Annotated in this window: 18 protein-coding genes; 11 read left to right on the forward strand and 7 right to left on the reverse strand. The window is 69.6% G+C overall.

The genetic code is table 11. From position 1 onward, the window contains the following. The first annotated feature begins 43 nt into the window (after positions 1–43). Positions 44–1,021, forward strand: coding sequence for a P1 family peptidase (locus H8N03_RS15230; protein ID WP_187077053.1), 978 nt, complete (start codon positions 44–46; stop codon positions 1,019–1,021). Beyond that, positions 1,018–2,349, forward strand: coding sequence for a TAXI family TRAP transporter solute-binding subunit (locus H8N03_RS15235; RefSeq protein ID WP_187077054.1), 1,332 nt, complete (start codon positions 1,018–1,020; stop codon positions 2,347–2,349). Before H8N03_RS15230 ends, H8N03_RS15235 begins: the two co-directional genes overlap by 4 nt. Positions 2,350–2,359: 10 nt before the next feature. On the opposite strand, the gene H8N03_RS15240 is transcribed toward H8N03_RS15235, so the two are convergent. After that, positions 2,360–3,214, reverse strand: a complete 855-nt coding sequence (locus tag H8N03_RS15240) for a lysozyme family protein (protein WP_187077055.1) — start codon at positions 3,212–3,214, stop codon at positions 2,360–2,362. A gap of 227 nt (positions 3,215–3,441) precedes the next feature. Between H8N03_RS15240 and H8N03_RS15245 the strand changes: the two genes are divergently transcribed. The 3 genes from H8N03_RS15245 to H8N03_RS15255 are packed head-to-tail and all read left to right on the forward strand — an operon-like array spanning position 3,442 to position 4,908. Beyond that, a complete protein-coding gene (locus H8N03_RS15245; protein WP_187077056.1) occupies positions 3,442–4,089 on the forward strand; it encodes a GntR family transcriptional regulator in 648 nt (215 codons plus the stop codon). An 11-nt stretch (positions 4,090–4,100) separates the two neighbouring features. Beyond that, on the forward strand, positions 4,101–4,574 hold the full coding sequence (locus H8N03_RS15250; RefSeq protein ID WP_187077057.1) for an OsmC family protein: 474 nt from the start codon (positions 4,101–4,103) through the stop codon (positions 4,572–4,574). A 1-nt stretch (position 4,575) separates the two neighbouring features. Continuing rightward, on the forward strand, positions 4,576–4,908 hold the full coding sequence (locus H8N03_RS15255) for a hypothetical protein (RefSeq protein WP_187077058.1): 333 nt from the start codon (positions 4,576–4,578) through the stop codon (positions 4,906–4,908). Between the two features lie 125 nt (positions 4,909–5,033). On the opposite strand, the gene H8N03_RS15260 is transcribed toward H8N03_RS15255, so the two are convergent. The 3 genes from H8N03_RS15260 to H8N03_RS15270 form a co-directional block, all read right to left on the reverse strand. Beyond that, positions 5,034–7,115, reverse strand: coding sequence for a DUF1631 family protein (locus H8N03_RS15260; RefSeq protein ID WP_187077059.1), 2,082 nt, complete (start codon positions 7,113–7,115; stop codon positions 5,034–5,036). Positions 7,116–7,196: 81 nt separating this feature from the next. Next, the gene (gene ettA, locus H8N03_RS15265) at positions 7,197–8,858 is read right to left on the reverse strand and encodes an energy-dependent translational throttle protein EttA (RefSeq protein ID WP_187077060.1); all 1,662 of its coding nucleotides are present in this window, start codon (positions 8,856–8,858) and stop codon (positions 7,197–7,199) included. Positions 8,859–8,982: 124 nt separating this feature from the next. Continuing rightward, complete coding sequence (locus H8N03_RS15270; protein ID WP_187077061.1) at positions 8,983–11,226, reverse strand: DUF1631 family protein; 2,244 nt, start codon at positions 11,224–11,226, stop codon at positions 8,983–8,985. A 341-nt stretch (positions 11,227–11,567) separates the two neighbouring features. Here H8N03_RS15270 and H8N03_RS15275 point away from each other — a divergent pair, with 341 nt between their 5' ends. Together H8N03_RS15275 and H8N03_RS15280 are read left to right on the forward strand one after the other, a co-directional pair. Next, on the forward strand, positions 11,568–13,307 hold the full coding sequence (locus H8N03_RS15275) for a DEAD/DEAH box helicase (RefSeq protein WP_187077062.1): 1,740 nt from the start codon (positions 11,568–11,570) through the stop codon (positions 13,305–13,307). 27 nt (positions 13,308–13,334) lie between these two features. Further along, a complete protein-coding gene (locus H8N03_RS15280; protein WP_187077063.1) occupies positions 13,335–14,000 on the forward strand; it encodes an NAD(P)H-binding protein in 666 nt (221 codons plus the stop codon). A gap of 100 nt (positions 14,001–14,100) precedes the next feature. Here the strand turns inward: H8N03_RS15280 and H8N03_RS15285 are convergent, their stop codons facing one another. Next, on the reverse strand, positions 14,101–14,871 hold the full coding sequence (locus tag H8N03_RS15285) for a transglutaminase-like domain-containing protein (RefSeq protein WP_187077064.1): 771 nt from the start codon (positions 14,869–14,871) through the stop codon (positions 14,101–14,103). 235 nt (positions 14,872–15,106) lie between these two features. Here H8N03_RS15285 and H8N03_RS15290 point away from each other — a divergent pair, with 235 nt between their 5' ends. The 4 genes from H8N03_RS15290 to H8N03_RS15305 are packed head-to-tail and all read left to right on the forward strand — an operon-like array spanning position 15,107 to position 19,316. Then, positions 15,107–16,186 carry an ABC transporter ATP-binding protein gene (locus H8N03_RS15290; protein ID WP_187077065.1) on the forward strand — a complete coding sequence of 360 codons (1,080 nt, stop codon included), beginning with the start codon at positions 15,107–15,109 and terminating at the stop codon, positions 16,184–16,186. Between the two features lie 36 nt (positions 16,187–16,222). Beyond that, positions 16,223–17,536 carry an ABC transporter substrate-binding protein gene (locus H8N03_RS15295; protein WP_187077066.1) on the forward strand — a complete coding sequence of 438 codons (1,314 nt, stop codon included), beginning with the start codon at positions 16,223–16,225 and terminating at the stop codon, positions 17,534–17,536. Positions 17,537–17,544: 8 nt separating this feature from the next. Further along, entirely contained in the window at positions 17,545–18,447 is a 903-nt protein-coding gene (locus tag H8N03_RS15300) for a carbohydrate ABC transporter permease (RefSeq protein WP_187077067.1), read from the forward strand. After that, the gene (locus H8N03_RS15305; RefSeq protein ID WP_187077068.1) at positions 18,444–19,316 is read left to right on the forward strand and encodes a carbohydrate ABC transporter permease; all 873 of its coding nucleotides are present in this window, start codon (positions 18,444–18,446) and stop codon (positions 19,314–19,316) included. Before H8N03_RS15300 ends, H8N03_RS15305 begins: the two co-directional genes overlap by 4 nt. Positions 19,317–19,398: 82 nt before the next feature. Here H8N03_RS15305 and H8N03_RS15310 read toward each other — a convergent pair whose 3' ends face one another. Next, positions 19,399–20,142, reverse strand: a complete 744-nt coding sequence (locus H8N03_RS15310; protein WP_187077069.1) for a FadR/GntR family transcriptional regulator — start codon at positions 20,140–20,142, stop codon at positions 19,399–19,401. Next, entirely contained in the window at positions 20,139–21,230 is a 1,092-nt protein-coding gene (locus H8N03_RS15315) for an ABC transporter ATP-binding protein (protein ID WP_187077070.1), read from the reverse strand. Before H8N03_RS15315 ends, H8N03_RS15310 begins: the two co-directional genes overlap by 4 nt. Positions 21,231–21,243 lie beyond the last annotated feature (13 nt).

Here is a 21,243-nt window from a genome sequence, read left to right on the forward strand (position 1 = left end):
GCAAGCATAGTGCGCGCGGCGTCGGGCCGCATATCATCGATTCATGAGCTCTTCCATCTGCGACGTGGCCGGCATCGAGGTGGGCCACGCCACCGACGGCCGCCGGCCCACGGGCTGCACCGTCGTCCTCGCACGCGCGGGCGCCGTGGGAGCCGTCGACGTGCGCGGCGCCGCACCGGGCACGCGCGAGACCGACCTGCTGGCGCCGCACAACGTCGTGGAGCGCGTGCACGCGGTGCTGCTGTCCGGCGGCAGCGCGTTCGGCCTCGACGCCGCGGGAGGCGTGATGCGCTGGCTGGACGAGCGCGGCATCGGCCTGGAGGTCGGACCCGCGCGCGTGCCCATCGTGCCCGGCGCGGTGCTGTTCGACCTGCCCCTCGGCGACGCCCGCATCCGTCCCGATGCAGCGGCTGGCTACGCGGCCTGCGAAGCCGCGTCGCGGCAGGCGCCCGCGGAAGGCAACGTCGGGGCCGGTGCGGGCGCGGCGGTGGGCAAGATCTTCGGCTTCGCGCGCGCGATGAAGGGCGGCATCGGCTCGGCCTCCGTCTGCGTGGACGGCGTCACCGTCGGCGCGATCGTGGCGTGCAACGCGCTCGGCGACGTGGTGGACCCCGCAACGGGCCGCGTGATTGCCGGCGCGCGCACGCCCGACGGCCGCGCGCTGCTCGACGCGCACGCCGCCTTGCTGCGCGGCGAGGAAGCGCGTCCCATGCTCGCGGGCAGCAACACCACGATCGGCGTGATCGCCACCGACGCGGCCCTCACGAAGGTGCAGGCCGGCCGCCTCGCGACGCAGGGCCACGACGGGCTCGCGCGCACCATCCGGCCGGTGCACACTCTCTCCGACGGCGATGCGCTGTTCGCGCTCGCCACCGGCGCCAGCGGCAGGACGCTGGGCATGATGACGCTGGGCGCGATGGCGGCCGAGGCCTGCGCCCTCGCCGTGCTGCGCGCGGTGCGCGCCGCGCGCGCCGTCACGTTGCCCGGCGTGCACCTGCCGGCCGCGGGCGACCTCGCATGAAGAAACCGGTCAAGCTCTTGCGCCACACGCTGCTGTCCCTGCGCGACCTGCTGATCTCCGCGGGTCCCATCGCGGTGCTGGCCATCGCGCTGCTGGTGCTCGCCTACTGGTGGCTGGATCCGAACCCGCCGAAGACGGTCACGCTCGCGACCGGACCGGGCCAGAGCGCGTACGAGGCGTTCGGCAAGCGCTACCAGCAGGCGCTCAAGCGCTACGGCATCGAGGTGGTGCTGCTGCCCAGCGAAGGCTCGCGGTCCAACCTGCGCCTGCTCAAGGAAGGCAAGGCCGACGTCGCCTTCGTGCAGGGCGGCAGCGGCGATGCGAGCGCCAACGAGGACAGCGGCATCGTGTCGCTGGGCAGCCTGTTCGTCGAGCCGCTGTGGCTGTTCTACCGCGAGGACGCGGCGAAGGGCGTGCCCGGCGGGTCCTTCACCTCGCTGTCGCAGATCAAGGACCTGCGCGTGAACATAGGCGCCCGCGGCAGCGGCGCGCCGGGCATCATGCGCCGGCTGCTGGAGGCCAACAGCCTCGACGTCGCGCAGATGAAGGTGTCGCGCCTCGACCAGACGGCAGCCACGGTCGCTTTCCTGAACGGGGAGCTGGACGTGATCGTGTTCGCGTCCGCGCCGGAATCGCTGATGGTGCAGATGCTGCTGCAGACGCCCGGCGTGCGGCTCGTGGACTTCAGCCAGAGCGAGGCCTACTCGCGCCGCATGCCCTTCCTCACGCCCGCCGTCCTGCCGCGCGGCGTGGTGGACCTCGCGCGCGACCTGCCGCCGCAGGACGTGCGGCTGGTGGCGACCACGACGGGGCTGCTCGCGCGCGAAGGCACGCACCCGGCGCTGCTGCAGCTCTTCTCGCAGGCCGCGCGCGACCTGCACGGGCCCGCGGGCTGGTTCAACAAGGCGGGGAGCTTCCCGAACATCGAGCACAGCGAGTACCCGGTGGCCGCCGAGGCCGAGCGCACCATGCGCGTCGGCAAGCCTTTCCTGCAGCGGTGGCTGCCGTTCTGGCTGGCGAACCTGGTCGAGCGCATGTGGCTCGTGCTGGGCATCATCCTCGCGGTGCTGCTGCCGCTGACGCGCATCGTGCCGCCGCTGTACCAGTTCCGCATCCGCTCGCGCGTGTTCCGCTGGTACGGGCAGTTGCGCGACCTCGAGAACCGCCTGCATGCGGACCCGGACGAGGCGGGCAACGTGGTGCGTGAGCTGGACGCGCTCGACGAGCGCGTGGGCCGCATCAGCGTGCCCCTGTCGTACGCCGACGAGCTCTACGCGCTGCGCAACAACATCGACGCGGTGCGGCGCCGCGCGGGCGCCGGCGCCTGAGAGGGACCGCTCAGTTGCCGCTCTCGAAGGAGGCGGTCATCATGCCCGGCGCACCGACGCGGGCCTTCACCTGGCGCAGCTGTTCGTCCAGCTCCGCGGCCTGGCGCGCGCCCAGGCGCGCGTTGGCGATGTGGCGCTGCGTCTCGATCGGCAGCTTGGCCGTGTTCTTGCCGTTCCAGACGCTGCGGCCCTTGCTGGAGAGGTTGTAGTAGATGGAGACGCCTTCGCGCAGCTTCTGCGCGTACTGCTCCGGCGGGAGCTTCAGGCCGTCGATGCGCTTGGCGCTCCAGATCGCCGCTTCCTTGAGGTGCACGGCCATCGCGTGCACGGCTTCGACGGGATCCGTCGGATCGGTGAGGCCCACCGCCTTGGCGGTCGCGGGCTCGAACTGCGCGATGCCCAGGTTGGGCGTGCCGTCCTTGCTGGAGCCCATGCGGGGGATCCACGAGGTCTCGGCGTTGATGATGCCGTACACGTCGCGGTAGCTCAGGCCCACCTGGTCGAGGCCGGCGCGGCTGGCCGCGGCGCGGGCCAGCAGGAGGCGCGAAGGAACGTCGGGGGTCTGCAGCACGTTGCCCGCGTACTTCACGGGCAGCCAGCGCATCTTGCTCCGGAGCTGCTCGTAGTAGGCGTCCAGCTTGGTATCGAATGCCGCGGCCTTGCCGGCAACGGCGCCGAAGGCGATCTGCGGCGCGCCGGCGGGCGCGACGTCCGCCACCTTGCCGGCGTGCATCCGCTGGGCCAGCGTATCGGACGTCGGTGCAGGAGACGTGCCCACCGAACTGCTCAGGCACACGGCCACGAGGCCGGCGAGCATCACGACGTTGTGGGCGGAAGTCTGTTGCGTGGCGGCGCGCTCTTTCATTCCGGTGTCCCCTGCTTGTTGCGAACGAGTTGTGACAGACGGGACCTGTCGGCGAAAGTTCGGCCTGTTACAGCGTCTTGTCCTACATCCTTGTCAGACGTGAAAAACTCATACAACGAGCGTGGCGAGGGTGGCTCTGCACGTGAATATTCACAGCCGTTCCGCGGTGTTGCGCCCGCGCCAATCCGGCCTTGTGGCCCAGTTTGTATACACGTATAAATCACGGCATGCCTGCCTCATCCATGGTCCAGACCACGTCGTCCGCCGTCACGCAGCTGCTGAGGCAGTCGCTCGATCGCGGGCGCTGGGCGTCGGGCGAACCGCTGAGGCAGGAAGAGATCGCGGCGGAGTTCGGCGTGAGCCGCGTGCCCGTGCGCGAAGCCCTGTTCCAGCTGCAGGCCGAGGGGCTGCTGCACATGGTCCCGAACAAGGGCATGTACGTGCGCACGCCCTCCGAGGCCGACCTGCGCGAATGGTTCCGGCTGCGCCTGCTGGTCGAAAGCGACGTGCTCGCCGAGGCGGTGCCCCTGCACACCGCCGCCACGCTCAATCGCGTGGAGACGGTGCAGGCGGCGCTGGACAAGGCGCAGGCCGTGGCGGACTGGATCGCGGGCGATCGCGAGTTCCACGAGGCGCTGTATGCGCCGGCGCAGCGGCCGGAATCGATGGCAGTGGTGCGGCGGCTGCGCCACCTCGTCGACCGCTTCTACTTCGCACGCATGAAGCCCGGCACGCGCGCGCAAGGCTGGCACGAGGAGCACCACGCGCTGATCCGCGCCGTGCGGCGGCGCGACGCGAAGGCCGCCTGCAAGGTGCTGCAGGCGCACATCGAGCAGACGGAGCGCAGCGCCCTCGCCGCGCTCGCGAAAGGCTGAAGGAGGACGGCATGGCGACCCATGGCTGCACGGTGGAATGGCGCCGCGGCGATGCCGCGTTCACCGACCTGCAATACAGCCGCGCGCACACCTGGCGCTTCGACGGCGGCGCCGTGGTGCCCGGCTCGAGCTCGCCGCATTCGGTGCGCCTGCCCTTCTCCGACCCCTCGGCGGTGGACCCGGAGGAGGCGCTCGTGGCCTCCGTCTCGAGCTGCCACATGCTGTGGTTCCTCTCGCTCGCGGCCGCCGAAGGCTACGTGGTGGACAGCTACAGCGACGCCGCGGAGGCGCAGATGGGACCCATCGGCTTCGGGCGCCAGGCGATCACCGACATCGTGCTGCGCCCGCAGGTGGTGTTTTCCGGCGCGCGCCGTCCCGACCAGGCCGGCGTGGACGCGCTGCACCACGTGGCGCACGAGCGCTGCTACATCGCGAACTCGCTGCGCACGGCCGTGCGTGTCGAAGGCGGCTGGCGGGGCGCCTGAGGTGCCGCGGGCGGCGCGCCACCACTACCACGTGTACGTGGTGGAGCTCGCCGACGCGGTGTGGAACAACGCGCGCTTCCGCCGCTGCAACCCCGACTACCGCCTCGGCATGCCCTTCGTGTACGTGGGCATGACGGGCCTCGACCCCGACCTGCGCTTCGACCGGCACAAGGCCGGCATCCAGGCGAACGCGTTCGTGCAGGAGTACGGGGTGCGGCTGCGGCCGGATCTCTACGCCGTCTACAACCCCATGCCGTATCGCGCGGCGGTGGAGATGGAGGTGGAGCTGGGGATCGCGTTGCGGGAGAAGGGGTACGGGGTTTGGCAGGCTTGAAGACGGGTTTCCGTTGCATCGCTGGGGTGCGCTTCGCGCAACCCAGCCTACGAGAGAGCCTCAAACGCCGGCCGGGATGGGCACCGTAGGCTGGGTTGCGCGAAGCGCACCCCAGCAAAACCGCATCAAAGACTGGAACTGTTCCGCCAAGCCGCCCGCGCCACCGCATCCAGCGCGCCATCCACCACCGGATGCGCCGACACCAGCCGCAGGCTGCCTTGCGCCATCATGGCGTTCAGCTTGCGCCGCGTCATCGAGCGCGTCGTGCCGCTCGCGTGCGTGAACATGAAGAGCAGGCCGTGCGGGCTGGCCCACGTGAGCTGCCAGCGCTCCCAGCCTTCGCCCAGCAGGTCCACGTAGGCGCCGACTTCCAGGTCGTGCGGCGGCAGCGTGTCCGGGTCGGCGGCGCCGTGCGGCAGGCCGGAGTCGGGCACGAAGCCCGATTCGTGCATCTCGATCGGCGCGAGCCACGTGTTGCTGGTCTCGGGGACGGGCTCCGGCTCGTGCGCGCGCAGCGCGCTGCCGGTCGCGGTGGACAAGGCCAGGTCGCGCAGGGCCGACAGCAGGTTCTGCCAGCGGTCCGTGTCGGCCGGGAGGTGGTCGATGCTCGCGAGCCCGTCGTCGATGCGTGCGACCAGCGTGCGGTGCTGGCCCGCGACGCGCCCGGCCAGCGCGGGCTGCACGCTCCAGAGCACCGCCTGCACCACCCACCAGCCGCCGCCCGGGTCCTCGGCGCCCGTCACGTCGGCCAGCCGCGCCTGGGCCATCACCTGCGACCACGGGCCGGTGAGGAAGGCCAGTGCCTCCGGCGGCGCCTTGGCCGCATCGGGGCGGTCGAGGATCTGCTGCGCGATGCGGCCGGCCAGCAGGTTGCGCTGCTCGGCGCGCATCAGCGCGCGCACGGCCCGCTCGCGGTTGCGCCGGCCCTTCGGCTGCGATTCGTCCCAGGCTTCCTGCAGCGCGGAGAGCGCGATCTCGAAAGCTTCGGGCCCGGTGCCGCCTGCATCCAGCAGCGCCTCCGTGGCCTGCTGCAGGCCCTCCATGAAGGTGGAGAAGCCGCGGTCCTCGGGAGAGGACCAGGCGAGGCTGCGCTGCGTGATCTGTTCCAGCAGGCGGCGGGCCGCATGCTCGCGGTCGCTGAAGAAGCGCGGGTCGACCAGGGCGAGGCGCAGCAGCGGCGGCTCGAGGTCGCGCACGATGTCGCGCACGCCCGGCAGCAGGCGCGGGTCGCCGGCCAAGTGGTCGATCATGAGGTGCACGACTTCGAGGCCGAGCGCCTGCGCGGGCCGCTTGGCCTCCTGCCGCAGCGCCTCGCGGAAGGCCGCCAGGCTGTCGCGGCCGCGGCCGGGCATCGCCGCCTGCCGCTGGCGCAGTTGCAGCAGCAGCTGGTCGACCTTGCGCATGTCCTGCACCATCTCCAGTGCCGCAGGGACGGTGTGCGAAAAATCGGAATCCGAGAAGACGATCACCCCGTCGTCCGCGGCCTCCCCGGGGTCGCCGGAGAGCAGCTTGCGCAGCTCGCGAATGGTGAGCTGCGTCGCGCTGTCGCGGGCCTCCTGCGGCACGCCGGGCTCCAGGGCCATGGGCTGCGAAGGCGCGGGCGGCTGCAGGCGCTGGGCCATCGCCGCATAGGTGTGCACCAGCTCCGGCGCCATGAGCGGCGGCAGGTAGCGCAGCCAGCGGCGGCGCACCGCCGGCGACACCGGGCTCTGGCGCGCGAGGCGGTAGATGCTGCGTGCATAGACCTCGGGGCGCAGCGGATGGCGGCGCTCGCCGCCCTGGGGCGTGAGGTGGGCCGCGGCGAGCGCGGACTCGAGTGCGGCCAGCTGGGGCCGTACCGCGGCTTCCAGCGCCTGCGCGCCGTGCACCAGTTCGGCGTTTTCCTGCAGCTGCTCGTCGCCCAGCAGGGGCAGCGTGTCGAAGCTGAGGCTCGCGTCGCGGTCGCCCGCGATGGCCTGGGCGAACTCGGCGAGCAGCGCCTGCGGGAAGGCGGTGGCGAGGGCCGACTGCCGTTCCTTCAGCACGCCCACGGCCTCGAGCAGCAGGTTGCGGTCCACGACGTCGTGGATCGCTGCCGCCTGCAAGGGGAGCTCGGAGAGGGCGCGAACGAGCGTCGCCCGCATCAGGTCCCCGCCGGCGATGGCGGCGTCCTTGATGCAGGCGCGATACAGCGAGTGGTACTGGGGTTGTGGCGTGGCGCCGGCCAACGGTGGTTGCCCCTCCTCGAGCCCTATGGGTCCCTGCCTGCGCAGGGACGCTTTCGTGCGCAAGGGCCGCAGGCCCTTGCTCTACTTCAGCGCTTTATAGCGTACCCGGTGCGGTCTTGCACCTTCCTCGCCCAGGCGCTTCTTCTTGTCCGCCTCGTATTCCTGGTAGTTGCCGTCGAAGAAGATCCACTTGCCTTCGTCTTCCGCGGCCAGGATGTGCGTGGCGATCCGGTCCAGGAACCAGCGGTCGTGGGAGATCACCATCACGCTGCCGGCATATTCCAGCAGGGCGTCTTCCAGCGCGCGCAGCGTTTCCACGTCCAGGTCGTTGGACGGTTCGTCCAGCAGCAGCACGTTGGCGCCCTGCATCAGGGTCTTGGCCAGGTGCAGGCGGCCGCGCTCGCCGCCGGAGAGCAGGCCCACCTTCTTCTGCTGGTCGCTGCCGTTGAAGTTGAAGCGGCCGCAGTAGGCGCGGCTGGCCATCTGGAACTTGCCGACGTTGATCATGTCCAGCCCGCCGGAGACGTCTTCCCAGACGGTCTTGTCGGCAGACAGCGCATCGCGGCTCTGGTCCACGAAGGCGAGCTTCACGGTCTTGCCGATCTTCACCTCGCCGGCGTCCGGCTTCTCGCGGCCCGCGATCATCTTGAACAGCGTGGACTTGCCCGCGCCGTTGGGGCCGATGATGCCGACGATGGCGCCCGCGGGCACCTTGAAGCTCAGGTCGTCGATCAGGACCTTGTCGCCGAAGGCCTTGGAGACGTTCACGAACTCGATGACCTCGTTGCCCAGGCGCTCCGCGACCGGGATGAAGATCTCGTTCGTCTCGTTGCGCTTCTGGTATTCGACGTCGGACAGCTCCTCGAAGCGGGCCAGGCGGGCCTTGCTCTTGGACTGGCGGCCCTTGGCGTTCTTGCGCACCCATTCCAGTTCGCGCTTCATCGCCTTGGCGTGGGCTTCCTCGCCCTTCTGTTCCGCCTCCAGGCGGGCTTCCTTCTGCTCCAGCCAGGTGGAGTAGTTGCCCTTCCACGGGATGCCGTAGCCGCGGTCCAGTTCCAGGATCCACTCGGCGGCGTTGTCCAGGAAGTAGCGGTCGTGGGTGATGCCCACCACCGTGCCGGGGAAGCGCGCGAGGAACTGCTCCAGCCACTCCACCGACTCGGCGTCCAGGTGGTTGGTGGGCTCGTCCAGCAGCAGCATGTCGGGCTTGGACAGCAGCAGGCGGCACAGGGCCACGCGGCGCTTCTCGCCGCCGGACAGGTTCTTGATCACGGCGTCCCAGGGCGGCAGGCGCAGCGCGTCGGCCGCGATCTCCAGCTGGTGCTCGCCGGCGTCGCCCTGCGCGGCCAGGATGGCTTCGAGGCGGCCCTGCTCCTCGGACAGCTTGTCGAAGTCGGCGTCCGGCTCGGCGTAGGCGGCGTAGATCTCCTCGAGGCGCGCCTTGGCGCTGATCACCTCGCCCATGCCGCCTTCGACGGCCTGGCGCACGGTCTCCTCGGGATCGAGCTGCGGCTCCTGCGGCAGGTACCCGATGCGCAGGCCCGGCATCGGCGTGGCCTCGCCCTCGATTTCCTTGTCGATGCCCGCCATGATCTTCAGGAGGGTCGACTTGCCCGAGCCGTTGAGGCCGAGGACGCCGATCTTGGCGCCGGGGAAGAAGCTGAGGGAGATGTCCTTCAAGATCTGCCGTTTGGGCGGCACGATCTTGGACACACGGTTCATCGTATAGACGTACTGGGCCATGGCGGTTCTTGGGGGAAACCGTGCATTATCCCCGCAAGGGGCCAGGGACTAGGGACTAGGGGTTAGGGACCGCCGCTCCCTAGCCCCTAGCCCCTAGCCCCTAGCCCCTAGCCCCTAGCCCCTTTTACTTCAGGCTGTTCTTCAGCGCCGCCTGCGCCACCTGGTCCAGCGCCTCGTCCACCACCGGCCGGTCCGCCACCACGCGCACGTGGTCGCTGGCGCGCAGGCGGTCGAGCGTGCGGCGCGACATCGAGTGCGCCGTGCCGCCGACGGCGGTGAACATGAAGAGCGTCGCGTGCGGGCTGCACCAGGTGAGCTGCGCGCGCACCCAGTCGCCCTTGATCTGGATCTCGACCCAGGTGCCCACGCGCAGGTCGTCGGGACGCGCGGCCGCGGCCGTCACCTCGCCCGGGGCGTCCTCCTCCTCGGCGCGCAGGGCTTCCTGCTCGCGGGCCACGGCTTCCTGCTGGGCCGCCTCGGGCGAGGCGACGTGCTCGATGTCCGTCTCCAGCCCGGGGAAGTCCACGTAGCCCGACTCCTGCACTTCCACGCCGTCGAGCCACATCTCCACGGCGCTGTCGCTGAACTTGGACTCCTCTTCCCAGGCCTCGTCGGCGGCCTTCTGCGCCGCCGGGTCGCGGCCTTCCTGCACCGCCGCCTTGTGCAGCGTGATCAGGTGGTCGAAGAAGCGCTGGGTCAATTCGGGCGGGTAGCCGATGCGGGCCAGGCCCTCGCGCATGCGCTGCAGCAGGCCCGGGATCATCTGCACCAGCCGGCGCGCGCGCCCGCGCTGTGCCGAGGTCTTCTGCACGCTCCAGACGAGGTCGTCCACGAGCGCGCGGTAGCCGAAGGGGTCGGACGAGCCATCCACGCAACTGAGCTGCGCTTCCGCCACGACCTGGGCCCAGGCATTGCGCAGGAAGTCGCGGACGAAGTCGGCGACGTCCAGGCCTTCCAGCAGGTTCACGAACTCGTTGCCCAGCTTCTGGGCCAGCAGGTTGCGCTGTTCGGCGTGCAGCAGGGCCCGGGCGGCTTCCTCGCGCTTCTGCTTGCTGCCCTGGTCCTGGTCCTTCCACTGCTCCTGCAGGCTCTGCAGCAGCTCCTTGAAGGTTTCCGCGTCGACGACCTTGCTCTCCAGCCACTTGCTGGCGGATTCCACCGAGGCGATGAAGCGGCCCCAGCCCGGGTCCTGCTCGGAGGCGAAGGCCAGGCTGCGCTGCGTGATGCGGTCGAGCACCATGCGCGCGGGATGGTTCTTGTCGGCAAAGAAGCGCGAGTCTTCCTTCGCGAGGCGGTCGACTGCCGCCTCCATGGTCTTGAGCTGGCGCTTGAGCCCCGGCAGGAGGCGGCGGTCCTCCATGAGGTGCTCGAACATCATGTGCACCACTTCCTCGCCCAGCTGCTGGCCGATGCGCACCGGCGCCGTCTGCGGCAGGCCGACTTCGGCGAGCATGTCCACGGGCTGCGCCGGCGCCGGCGCCGCCTTGGGGCGCTGCTCGAGGCGCTTGACCAGTTCGTCGGTCTTCTTCAGGTCCTGCAGCATCGCCATCGAGGCGGGCACGGTGTGCACGAATTCGGCCTTGCGGGGCTGGTCGAAGTCGCCCGTCAGCAGCTTGCGCAGGCGGTCCAGCGTGAGCAGCGTCTTCGCCGCGGCGTCGGTCACGGACTTGCCGCTCGCGCCCGTGCCCTTGTCGATGCGGCCGCCCAGGGGCACCGCCGGCTCGATGCCGGTGGAGCGCAGCCAGTCGGACATCTCCTTGTACAGGCGGCGCAGGTTCACGCCCAGCAGGCCGGCCGCGGGGGTGATGAGCGCCTCGCGCACCTCGTTCTCGGGCACGTGCTCCTGCAGCGTGAACTGCAGCGCGCGCACGAAGACGTCCGGCCGCACCGGGTTCAGCCCCGGCTGGATCGTGCGCCAGCCCAGCATCGTGCTGATCAGGGCATCCAGCGGCGGCAGGGTGTCGTCCACCGACATGGCCACTTCCTGCTGGGCGCGGGCGATCTCGATGCTCTGATCGAGCTGTTCGTCGGCGAACAGCTGCAGGTCCTCGAAGCGCAGCACTTCGGCGGTGGTCTGGTCCTTGCCGCCGCCTTCGTAGACCAGGCGCGTGAGCTCCTGCACGAAAGTCGCCTTCACGGTCTTCTGCGCGGTGTGCAGCGCGAGGATCGCGCCCTTCACGTTCGGCAGCTGGAAGGCGGGGAGGCGGCGCGCCGACGTGCCGGCCGCGCCCGCGGCCAGGCCGTCGAGGACTTCCGTCATGAGGGGGTCGGCCTGCTGCAGCATGGCCGCCAGGCAGTCGCTGAGCGAAGGCTGGAGCTGGGTCGGGTCGTCCGCCACACCGAGGCGGAGCTTCAACGTCTTGGCCATGGGATCTCGTGCACTGCTGCGGGCCATTATGGGTCTGCCGTGGCGCCGGGCCAATTTTTGGCAGGACGGGTGACACTTTGCGGAGGACGGCCGGTGCTTTCACGCAACGTGGACGGTCGGAACGCGGGCCGCCGGGCAGCTTCCGGCCATCCATGCGACAATACGTCCTCTCGCGGCCTCCAGTTGCCCGCGAGCTCAGCGTTCCAGCTGGGGACCCTTCGGGCCTTTCGCAGCGCCCGCCGGCTCCCACCCCTTGAAACCTCATCTGCCTTGACTGGATCCGGCCCGAGCGGCCCGGAACGGCCGATGCCCCAGCGCCCGGGAAGGCGCTCTATTGCTCAATGACCTTTGATGAACTGAACCTCGCCCCTGCCATCCTCAAGGCAGTGCACGAGCAAGGCTACGAAAACCCCACCCCCATCCAGGCCCAGGCCATCCCGGCCGTCCTCGAGGGCCATGACCTCCTCGCCGGCGCGCAGACCGGCACCGGCAAGACGGCGGCCTTCACGCTGCCCATGCTGCACAAGCTGACGAAGGGCCAGGGCAAGACCAACAAGTTCGGCAAGGACGGCGTCGCCGCCCTGGTGCTGACGCCCACGCGCGAACTCGCCGCGCAGGTGGAAGAGTCCATCCGCACCTACGGCAAGTACCTGCCCCTCACCTCCACGGTGATCTTCGGCGGCGTCGGCATGAACCCGCAGATCGACCGCATCCGCAAGGGCGTGGACATCCTGGTCGCCACGCCGGGCCGCCTGCTGGACCTGCACCAGCAGGGCCACCTGGACCTGGGCACCGTCGAGATCCTTGTGCTGGACGAAGCCGACCGCATGCTGGACATGGGCTTCCTGCCCGACGTGAAGAAGGTGCTGGCGCTCGTGCCGAAGGAGAAGCAGAGCCTGCTGTTCTCCGCCACCTTCAGCGACGAGATCCGCGAACTCGCGCACACGCTGCTGCGCGACCCCAGGAGCATCCAGGTCACGCCGCGCAACACCACGGTGCAGCGCATCACGCAGGTCGTGCACCCCGTCGGCCGCGGCCGCAAGAAGGAACTGCTGGCCCACGTGATCCAGGAACACGACTGGTCGCAAGTGCTGGTGTTCACCCGCACGAAGTTCGGCGCCAACAGCGTGGCCGACTTCCTGAACAAGAAGGGCATCACCGCGATGGCCCTGCACGGCAACAAGAGCCAGACGGCGCGCACGCAGGCGCTGGCCGGCTTCAAGACCGGCGACATCCGCGCGCTGGTGGCGACCGACATCGCGGCGCGCGGCATCGACATCGACGACCTGCCGCACGTGGTGAACTACGAGATCCCCAACGTGCCGGAAGACTACGTGCACCGCATCGGCCGCACCGGCCGCGCGGGCAAGGAAGGCCAGGCCGTGTCCCTCGTCTGCCTGGACGAGGAGGGCTTCATGCAGGAGATCGAGCGCTTCACGAAGCAGGAGATCCCGGTGCAGGTCGTCGAGGGCTTCGGCCCCGAGGCCGGCGAGCAGGCCGAGCCGATCGCCATGGGCCGCCAGGTGCTGTGGGGCGGCAAGGGCCGTCCGCCGTCGCGCGAAGTGATGAACGCGGCGGCCAAGGCGGCGCGCAGCGAGATGATGCAGCGCATCCGCGAGAACAAGGACAAGCAGGGCCAGCCGGCGCGGCGCAAGCCCGAGGGCGAAGGCCGCAGCGGCAACGGCCAGCAGGCGCGCAACGGCAATGGTTCCGGCAACGGCAATGGATCCGGCAACGGCCACGCCAGGCCGCAGCAGCCGCGCGGGCCGAAGCCCCAGAACGGGCGCAACGGCACGAACGGCGCCAGCGGCCAGCACCAGCAGCGTCCGCCGCAGCAACAGGCGCGCGACGTGCGCCGCGAGCGCGACGAGGACGGCGAGGAGCGGATGCCGCGCAACGTGGACCCGCTGCGCACCAACCTGCCGGGCCGCCGCGACATGACCGGCGTGAAGCGCGTCAACACCAACGGCCAGCCGGATCCCACGCGCACCAGCATCGACAGCATGGGCGCCTCGCGCCGCCAGAACCGCGGCGGTGGCGGCGGCCGCGGCGGCAACCCGAACCGCAATTACGGGCGCTGAGCCCGATCCGCGCTAAGCTGGGCGGCGATGGATCGCGCCGCCCGCCCCCACGCCGCGCGCACCGCCTTGCTGGCCGGTGCGACGGGACTCGTGGGGCGCGAGATCCTGCGGGGGCTGCTCGCGGATGACACCGTTGCGGCGGTGCACGTGCTGGCCCGCCGCCCGCTGGACATCCAGCATCCCAGACTCACCGCGCACCGCGTGGACTTCGGGGCGCTGCCTGCGCTGCCCGCGGTCGACGAGGTGTATCTCGCCATCGGCACCACCATCAAGGTGGCGGGAAGCCAGCAGGCTTTCCGCGCGGTGGACCACGACGCCAACCTGAACGTCGCGCGCGCCGCTCGTGCGGCGGGCGCACGCCGCCTGGGCCTCGTGAGCGCCATGGGCGCGGATCCGCGCTCCTCCCTCTTCTACAGCCGCGTGAAAGGCGAGCTCGAAGCGGCCCTGGACGGGCTCGGCTACGAGGGCGTCGTGATCGCGCGTCCGTCGATGCTGGCGGGCGATCGTGCGTCGCTGGGGCAGCCGGAACGCGGTGGGGAGAAGCTGGCGCTGCACGTGAGCCGCTGGCTGCGGCCGTTGATTCCGGGGAACTACCGGTCTATCCAGGCGGCGGACGTGGCGCGGGCCCTGTTGCGGGAGGTGCCTACGGCGCAAGGGAAGCGCGTGTTGTTGTCGGGGGCGATGCAGCCGTAGCGCGCTGCGCGTATCGCTGGGGTGCGCTTCGCGCAACCCAGCCTACTGGTGCCCCGAGGGCCCGTAGGCTGGGTTTCGCGCCAGCGAACCCCAGCACCCGTCAGTTGAACTTGCTCGTCTGCGGCATCGGCCGCACAACCTCGTTGCGCAGGTTGCGCAAGCCCCAGTCCACCAGCGGCGCCAGCAGCAGGTAGCGCAGGGTCTGCCACAGCGGGAACTGCCGGCGATACGCGCGCGACGCGCGGAAGTGCCCCGCATCGTTGAACAGGCCGAAGTCGCCCGTCACCATCAGGTCGCACTCCGTGGGCACGCCGCCCAGGAAGGCGTCTTCGTGGCCGTCCCACAGCATGTGGCCGTTCACGTGGATGCCGTAGCCCCATTCCCAGCCCAGGTCCTTCAGGCGCTGGCGGGCGGCGGCCATGCAGGCCGCGTCGTAGATGTAGGTGTCCGTGCGCAGCCAGCGGCCCTGCAGGAAGACCTCCACCACGGGACGGTAGGCCTCCTTCAGGCCCGGCGCCACGCCCCGCAGGATCTCGCCCGAGATGCCCACCATGCGCAGGCGCGCCGGCACCTTGGCGATGCGCAGCATCGCGACCAGCAGCGTGGCCTTGTCCGGCGAATCGCCCCGGCCCGCGTCGTACACCTCGCGCGCCGTCAGCGCGCGCAGCTTCACGCGGCGCGCGAGCGGCAACCGCTTCACGTAGCCGTACACCGCGAGCGCCTTCTCGCGCTCGGTCTTGCACAGCTGCACGAGCGAGCGCACGCGTAGCCGCAGCTTCGGGTCTTCGAGGTCGAGGAGCGGCGAGGATCCGAGCCAGCGCTCGGGATCGTCGATCGCCTCGTCCGCGATCCAATGGGTGGGCAAAGCCACGTCGACTACCTTTTCCCAACGTCGTTCTTCCCCGGTGCCGGTGCGGCCCGGAGTTGTGTCAAAGTGTATGGCCAACCGGCGGGCGCCGCCTAGGAGAGTGCCCTAAGCGTTGTTCGGGGATACCGACGGTCGGCTCCGGGGGCCAGGCGGCAGAAAGTAGCAGGGGGTTCGCTCCTGATGACGTTGGCGGGGACGCGTGTTACAAGGTCCGTCGCACTTTCATCCCCGGGGGACCATGGCCACGGTCGACATCCGAAAGGTGGAGAAGTACTTCGGCGCCGCGCAGATCATCCGCGGCGTCGACATCTCGATCGCGGACGGACAGTTCGCGGTGCTGGTCGGCCCTTCGGGCTGCGGCAAGTCCACGCTGCTGCGCATGATCGCGGGGCTGGAGGAGATCAGCCAGGGCGAGATCGCCATCGGCGGCCGGGTGGTGAACCGGCTCACGCCCAAGGAACGGGACATCGCGATGGTGTTCCAGAACTACGCCCTCTATCCGCACATGACCGTGCGCGACAACATGGCGTTCAGCCTCATGCTCGCGAAGCAGTCGAAGGCCATGGTCGACGAACGCGTGCGCAAGGCGGCCGACATCCTGGGCCTGGAGGCGCTGCTCGATCGCTTCCCGCGCCAGCTCTCCGGCGGGCAGCGGCAGCGCGTCGCGATGGGCCGCTGCATCGTGCGCGACCCGCAGGTGTTCCTCTTCGACGAGCCGCTGTCCAACCTCGACGCCAAGCTGCGCGTGCAGATGCGCACCGAGATCAAGGAGCTGCACCAGCGCCTGAAGACCACCTCGGTCTACGTCACGCACGACCAGATCGAGGCCATGACCATGGCGGACAAGATCGTCGTGATGCGCGACGGCCGCGTGGAGCAGACCGGATCGCCCCTGGAGCTCTACGACCACCCGGTCAACCAGTTCGTCGCCGGCTTCATCGGCTCGCCCGCGATGAACTTCCTGCCCGGCGTGCTGCGCCGCGCGAACGGCAGCTCCCGCGTCGAGTTCGGCGACGGCCTGTGGCTGCCCGCGCCGCCGCAGGCCGCCGCCGCGCAGGACGGGCAACAAGTCCTCTACGGCGCGCGGCCCGAGCACATGCAGCTCGCCGGCAGCGACGAAGGCGTCGCGACCGAAGTCGTCGTCGTGGAACCCACGGGCGCCGACACGCAGGTCTTCACCAAGATCGCGGGCGTGGAAGTGACCAGCGTCTTCCGCGACCGCCACGACTTCCGCCCCGGCGAAATGATCCGCCTGCGCCCGGACCCGGCGCGCGCCCATCTGTTCGATGCCGCCAGCGGCCTGCGGCTCGCCCACTGAATCCCGCCTTCCAACCCCAACGACAGGAGACAAGCCATGACCAACCGTCGCAAGTTCCTGAAGAAAGCCTCGGCCGGCGCGGCCGCGGTGTCCCTGCCCGTGCTGTGGCCCACCGGGGCCCTGGCGCAGCAGTGGAACAACCAGCCGGAGAAAGGCGCGAAGCTGCGCGTGCTGCGCTGGAAACGCTTCGTGCAGGGGGACGAGGACGCGTACATCGCCAACGTCAAGAAGTTCAGCGACAAGTACGGCATCGAGGTGCGCCTGGACCACGAAGGCTGGGAGGACGTGCGGCCGAAGGCGGCGGTGGCCGCGAACACCGGCGCGGGCCCGGACATCATCCTGTCCACCAATGACGACGCCAACCTGTACCCGGACAAGCTGGTGGACATGACCGACGTCGCCACCTACCTGGGCAACAAGTACGGCGGCTGGTATCCCGCGTGCGAAGCCTACCTGCGGCCCGACGGCCGCCGCTGGATCGGCGTGCCGCTCGGCGGCACCGGCTCGATGATGGTCTACCGCGACAGCATGCTCAAGGCCGCGGGCGTGAACGCCTTCCCGAAGGACACGGACGGCTTCCTCAAGATGTTCCAGGCGCTCAAGGCCAAGGGCACGCCCGGCGGCATGGCGCTGGGGCACGCCACGGGCGACAGCGGCTGGACGCAGTGGCTGATCTGGGCCTTCGGCGCGGCGCTCGTCGACAAGAACAACAAGGTGATCATCGACAGCGCCGAGACGCAGAAGGCGCTGGAGTACGGCAAGGAGCTGTACGCCACCTTCGTGCCCGGCACGCTGTCCTGGCTGGACCCGAACAACAACAAGGCTTTCCTCGACGGCCAGGTCTCGGTGACCAACAACGGCATCTCGATCTACTACGCGGCGAAGAACGCGACGGACGCCAAGGTGAAGGAACTCGCCTCCGACATCCAGCACGCGAACTTCCCCGTGGGGCCGGTCGGCGTGCCGACCGAGTACCACCTGTTCTTCAACCAGATGGTCTTCAAGCACACGAAATTCCCGAAGGCAGCCAAGGAGTTCGTGCGCTTCATGATGGAAGAGGAGCAGTACGGCCCGTGGATGCAGGCGGCCGGCGGCTACATCTCGCAGCCGCTGCGCGCGTACGAGAAGAACCCGGTGTGGACGGCCGATCCCAAGAACACGCCGTACCGCGATGCGGTGAAGAACATGCGGCCCGCGGGCTACATGGGCCGCCTGGGCTATGCGTCCGCGGGCGCGCTCGCCGACTTCATCGTGCAGGACATGGTGGCCGAGGCCGTGAGCGGCTCCAAGTCGCCCAAGGAGGCCGCGCAGCGCGCCGCACAGCGCGCCGAGCGCTACTACAAGGTCTGAGCGCGCGGATGCTCCGCGCCCTGCAGAACAGCCGCAACCTGCTCGGGCTGCTCTTCATGCTGCCCGCGGCAGTGTTGCTGCTGCTGTTCCTCACGTACCCGCTCGGCCTGGGCGTCTGGCTCGGATTCACCGACACCAAGGTGGGCCGCGGCGGCGCCTGGATCGGGCTGGAGAACTACGCCTTCCTGTGGGGGGACAGCGTCACGCGGCTGGCGCTGTTCAACACCCTCTTCTACACGGCGGTCGCCAGCGTCATCAAGTTCGCGCTCGGGCTGTGGCTCGCGATCCTGCTGAACGAGCACCTGCCCTTCAAGACCTTCTTCCGCACGGTGATCCTGCTGCCGTACATCGTGCCGACGGCCTTGTCCGCGATCGCCTTCTGGTGGATCTACGACTCGCAGTTCTCCATCGTGAGCTGGGCGCTCATGAAGATGGGGCTGATCGACAAGTACATCGACTTCCTGGGCGAGCCCTGGAACGCGCGGCTGTCGACGATCGCGGCGAACATCTGGCGGGGCGTGCCCTTCGTGGCGATCACCCTGCTGGCCGGGCTGCAGACGATCTCTCCATCGCTCTACGAAGCCGGCGCCATCGACGGCGCCACGGGCTGGCAGCGCTTCCGCTACATCACGCTGCCGCTGCTCACGCCGATCATCGCGGTGGTGATGACCTTCTCGGTGCTCTTCACCTTCACCGACTTCCAGCTGATCTACGTACTCACGCGCGGCGGGCCGCTGAACGCGACGCACCTGATGGCGACCTTGTCGTTCCAGCGCGCGATCCCCGGCGGGGCGCTGGGCGAAGGGGCGGCGATCGCGATCGCGATGGTGCCGTTCCTGCTCGCATCCATCCTCTTCAGCTACTTCGGCCTGCAGCGCCGCGCGTGGCAGCAAGGCGGCAGCGACTCATGAGCGACCGGTCCCACGACAGCGAAGGCATGAACTACCTGAGCACGCTGCCGCGGCGCGTGGTGACGGTCTACATCCCGCTGGGCATCTTCGTCTTCGTGCTGCTGTTCCCGTTCTACTGGATGGTGATCACCACCTTCAAGCCGAACGAGGAGCTGCTCTCGCGCGAAGGCAATCCCTTCTGGGTGGTGAAACCGACGCTGGCGCACATCGACAAGCTGCTGTTCAAGACCTCGTATCCGGAGTGGCTGTGGAACACGGTGATCGTGTCCGTGGTGTCCACGTTCGTGTCGCTGCTCGCGTCCGTGCTGGCGGCCTACGCGATCGAGCGGCTGCGCTTCCGCGGGGCCAAGCACGTGGGGCTGTCGATCTTCCTGGCCTACCTGGTGCCGCCGTCGATCCTGTTCATCCCGCTGGCGGCGATCGTGTTCAAGCTGGGGCTGTTCGACACGCGCTGGGCGCTGATCCTCACCTATCCGACCTTCCTGATCCCGTTCTGCACCTGGCTGCTCATGGGGTATTTCCGGTCGATTCCGTACGAGCTGGAGGAGTGCGCGCTGATCGACGGCGCGTCGCGCCTGCAGATCCTGTGGAAGATCATCCTGCCGCTCGCGGTGCCGGGGCTGATCTCGGCCGGCATCTTCGCGTTCACGCTGTCGTGGAACGAGTTCATCTACGCACTGACCTTCGTGTCGTCGTCGGAGGTGAAGACGGTGCCGGTGGGGGTGGTGACGGAGCTGGTGGAAGGCGACGTGTACCACTGGGGGTCGCTGATGGCCGGCGCGCTGCTGGGGTCGCTGCCGGTGGCGATCATCTATTCGTTCTTCGTGGAGTATTACGTGTCGGGATTGACGGGGGCGGTGAAGGAGTGATGCTGGGGTGCGCTTCGCGCAACCCAGCCTACATGGTGTGCCGCGACCCGTAGGCTGGGTTGCGCGAAGCGCACCCCAGCAATCAAGCCGCCCGCAACCGCCTCGCCGGCGCATCCAGCCGCGGCAGCGGCTTGCGGCTCTCCAGCACCAGGTCGATATCCGCCCTGGCGCCATCGATCAGCACCAGCGACGCCCGCTCCGCCCGTTCCGCGTCGCCGGCCACCACCGCATCCAGCACCTCCCGGTGCAGCGGCAGCGACAGCCGCGGGCCGTCCTTGCGCGTCGTCGAGATCTCGAAGCTGGTGCGCAACAGCGCCGACAGCGCCTTGCTCATCTGCACCATCATGCGGTTGTGCGACGCCTTCAGCAGCCCCTGGTGGAACTGCAGGTCGTGCTTCACGTAGTCGCCCCCCTGCTCCACCGCGTGCTTCATGCCGGCGAAGGCCGCCTCGATGGCGGCGATGTCGTCGGCGGTGCGGCGCTGCGCCGCGATGCGCACCGCCGCGGGCTCCACAACGCGGCGCAGCTCCTGCAGGTCGCGCAGGAACTCGCGCGTGAGCCCCGCGTGCGACTGCCACACGATCACGTCGGGGTCGAACCAGTTCCACTGCTGCGGCGGCAGCACGCGCGTGCCGACCTTGGGGCCCGTGGACACGAGCCCCTTCGCCACCAGCGACTTCACCGCCTCGCGCACCACGGTGCGGCTGACGCCCAGCTCCTCGCAGAGCACGGGCTCCGGCGGCACGGCCGTCTCCGGCGGGTAGCGGCCGGAGACGATCGCCTGGCCGAGGTGGTCCAGCGTCTGGCCGTGGAAGTTCTTGATCATTGCAGGCGCTGCGGTGGCGCATCCAGGCGCTGCCCGCCGGCCGTGTCGAACACGTGCGTCTTGTCCGCCGCGACGTCCAGCAGCACCGTGTCGTCCGGCTTGACGCCGGTGCGGCCATGCAGCACGACGACCAGGTCGGCCTCGCCCACGCGCAGCACGAGCTCGGTCTCGGCGCCGGTCGGCTCCACGACGACGACTTTCGCGGGGATGCCCTGCCCCGTCGTGGAGAGATGCAGGTCGCCGGGGCGCACGCCGTACTGCACCGCCTGGCCGTCGTTGCCCTGCGCCTGAGGCACGGTGGGCCAGCGCTGGCCCTGCGCCTCCACCCAGCTGCCGCCCTCGCCCTGGCGCAGCGTGCCTTGCAGGATGTTCATCGCCGGCGAGCCGATGAACTGGGCGACGAACAGGTTGCCGGGACGGTCGAACAGCTCGAGCGGCGTGCCGATCTGCTCCACGATGCCGTCGTGCATCACCACGATGCGGTCGGCCATCGTCATGGCCTCGATCTGGTCGTGCGTGACGTAGACCGTCGTGGTCTTCAGGCGCTGGTGCAGCGCCTTGATCTCGGCACGCATGGCGACGCGCAGCTTCGCATCGAGGTTGGACAGCGGCTCGTCGAAGAGGAACACCTTGGGATCGCGCACGATCGCGCGGCCCATGGCCACGCGCTGGCGCTGGCCGCCGGAGAGTTCGCGCGGGTAGCGGTCCAGCAGTTGCGTGAGGTTCAGGATCCGCGCGGCGTCGTCCACGCGCTGCGCCGTCATGGACGTGTCCGCCTTGCGCAGCCGCAGGCTGAAGCCCATGTTGTCCCGCACCGTCATGTGCGGATACAGGGCATAGCTCTGGAACACCATCGCGATGTCGCGGTCCTTGGAGTCGACGTCGTTCACCACGCGCCGGTCGATGTCGATCTCGCCGCCGCTGATCGGCTCCAGGCCCGCCAGCATGCGCAGGAGCGTCGACTTGCCGCAGCCCGACGGCCCCACCAGCACCACGAACTCGCCGTCGGCGATGTCGAAGCTGATGCCGTGGATCACCTTGAAGCGGCCGAAGTTCTTCTCGACGCCGCGGAAGGAAACGGATGCCATCTGGAACTCCGGT

This window comes from Ramlibacter cellulosilyticus, from assembly GCF_014297465.1.
In the GTDB taxonomy this organism is placed as follows: Bacteria; Pseudomonadota; Gammaproteobacteria; order Burkholderiales; family Burkholderiaceae_C; genus Ramlibacter; species Ramlibacter cellulosilyticus.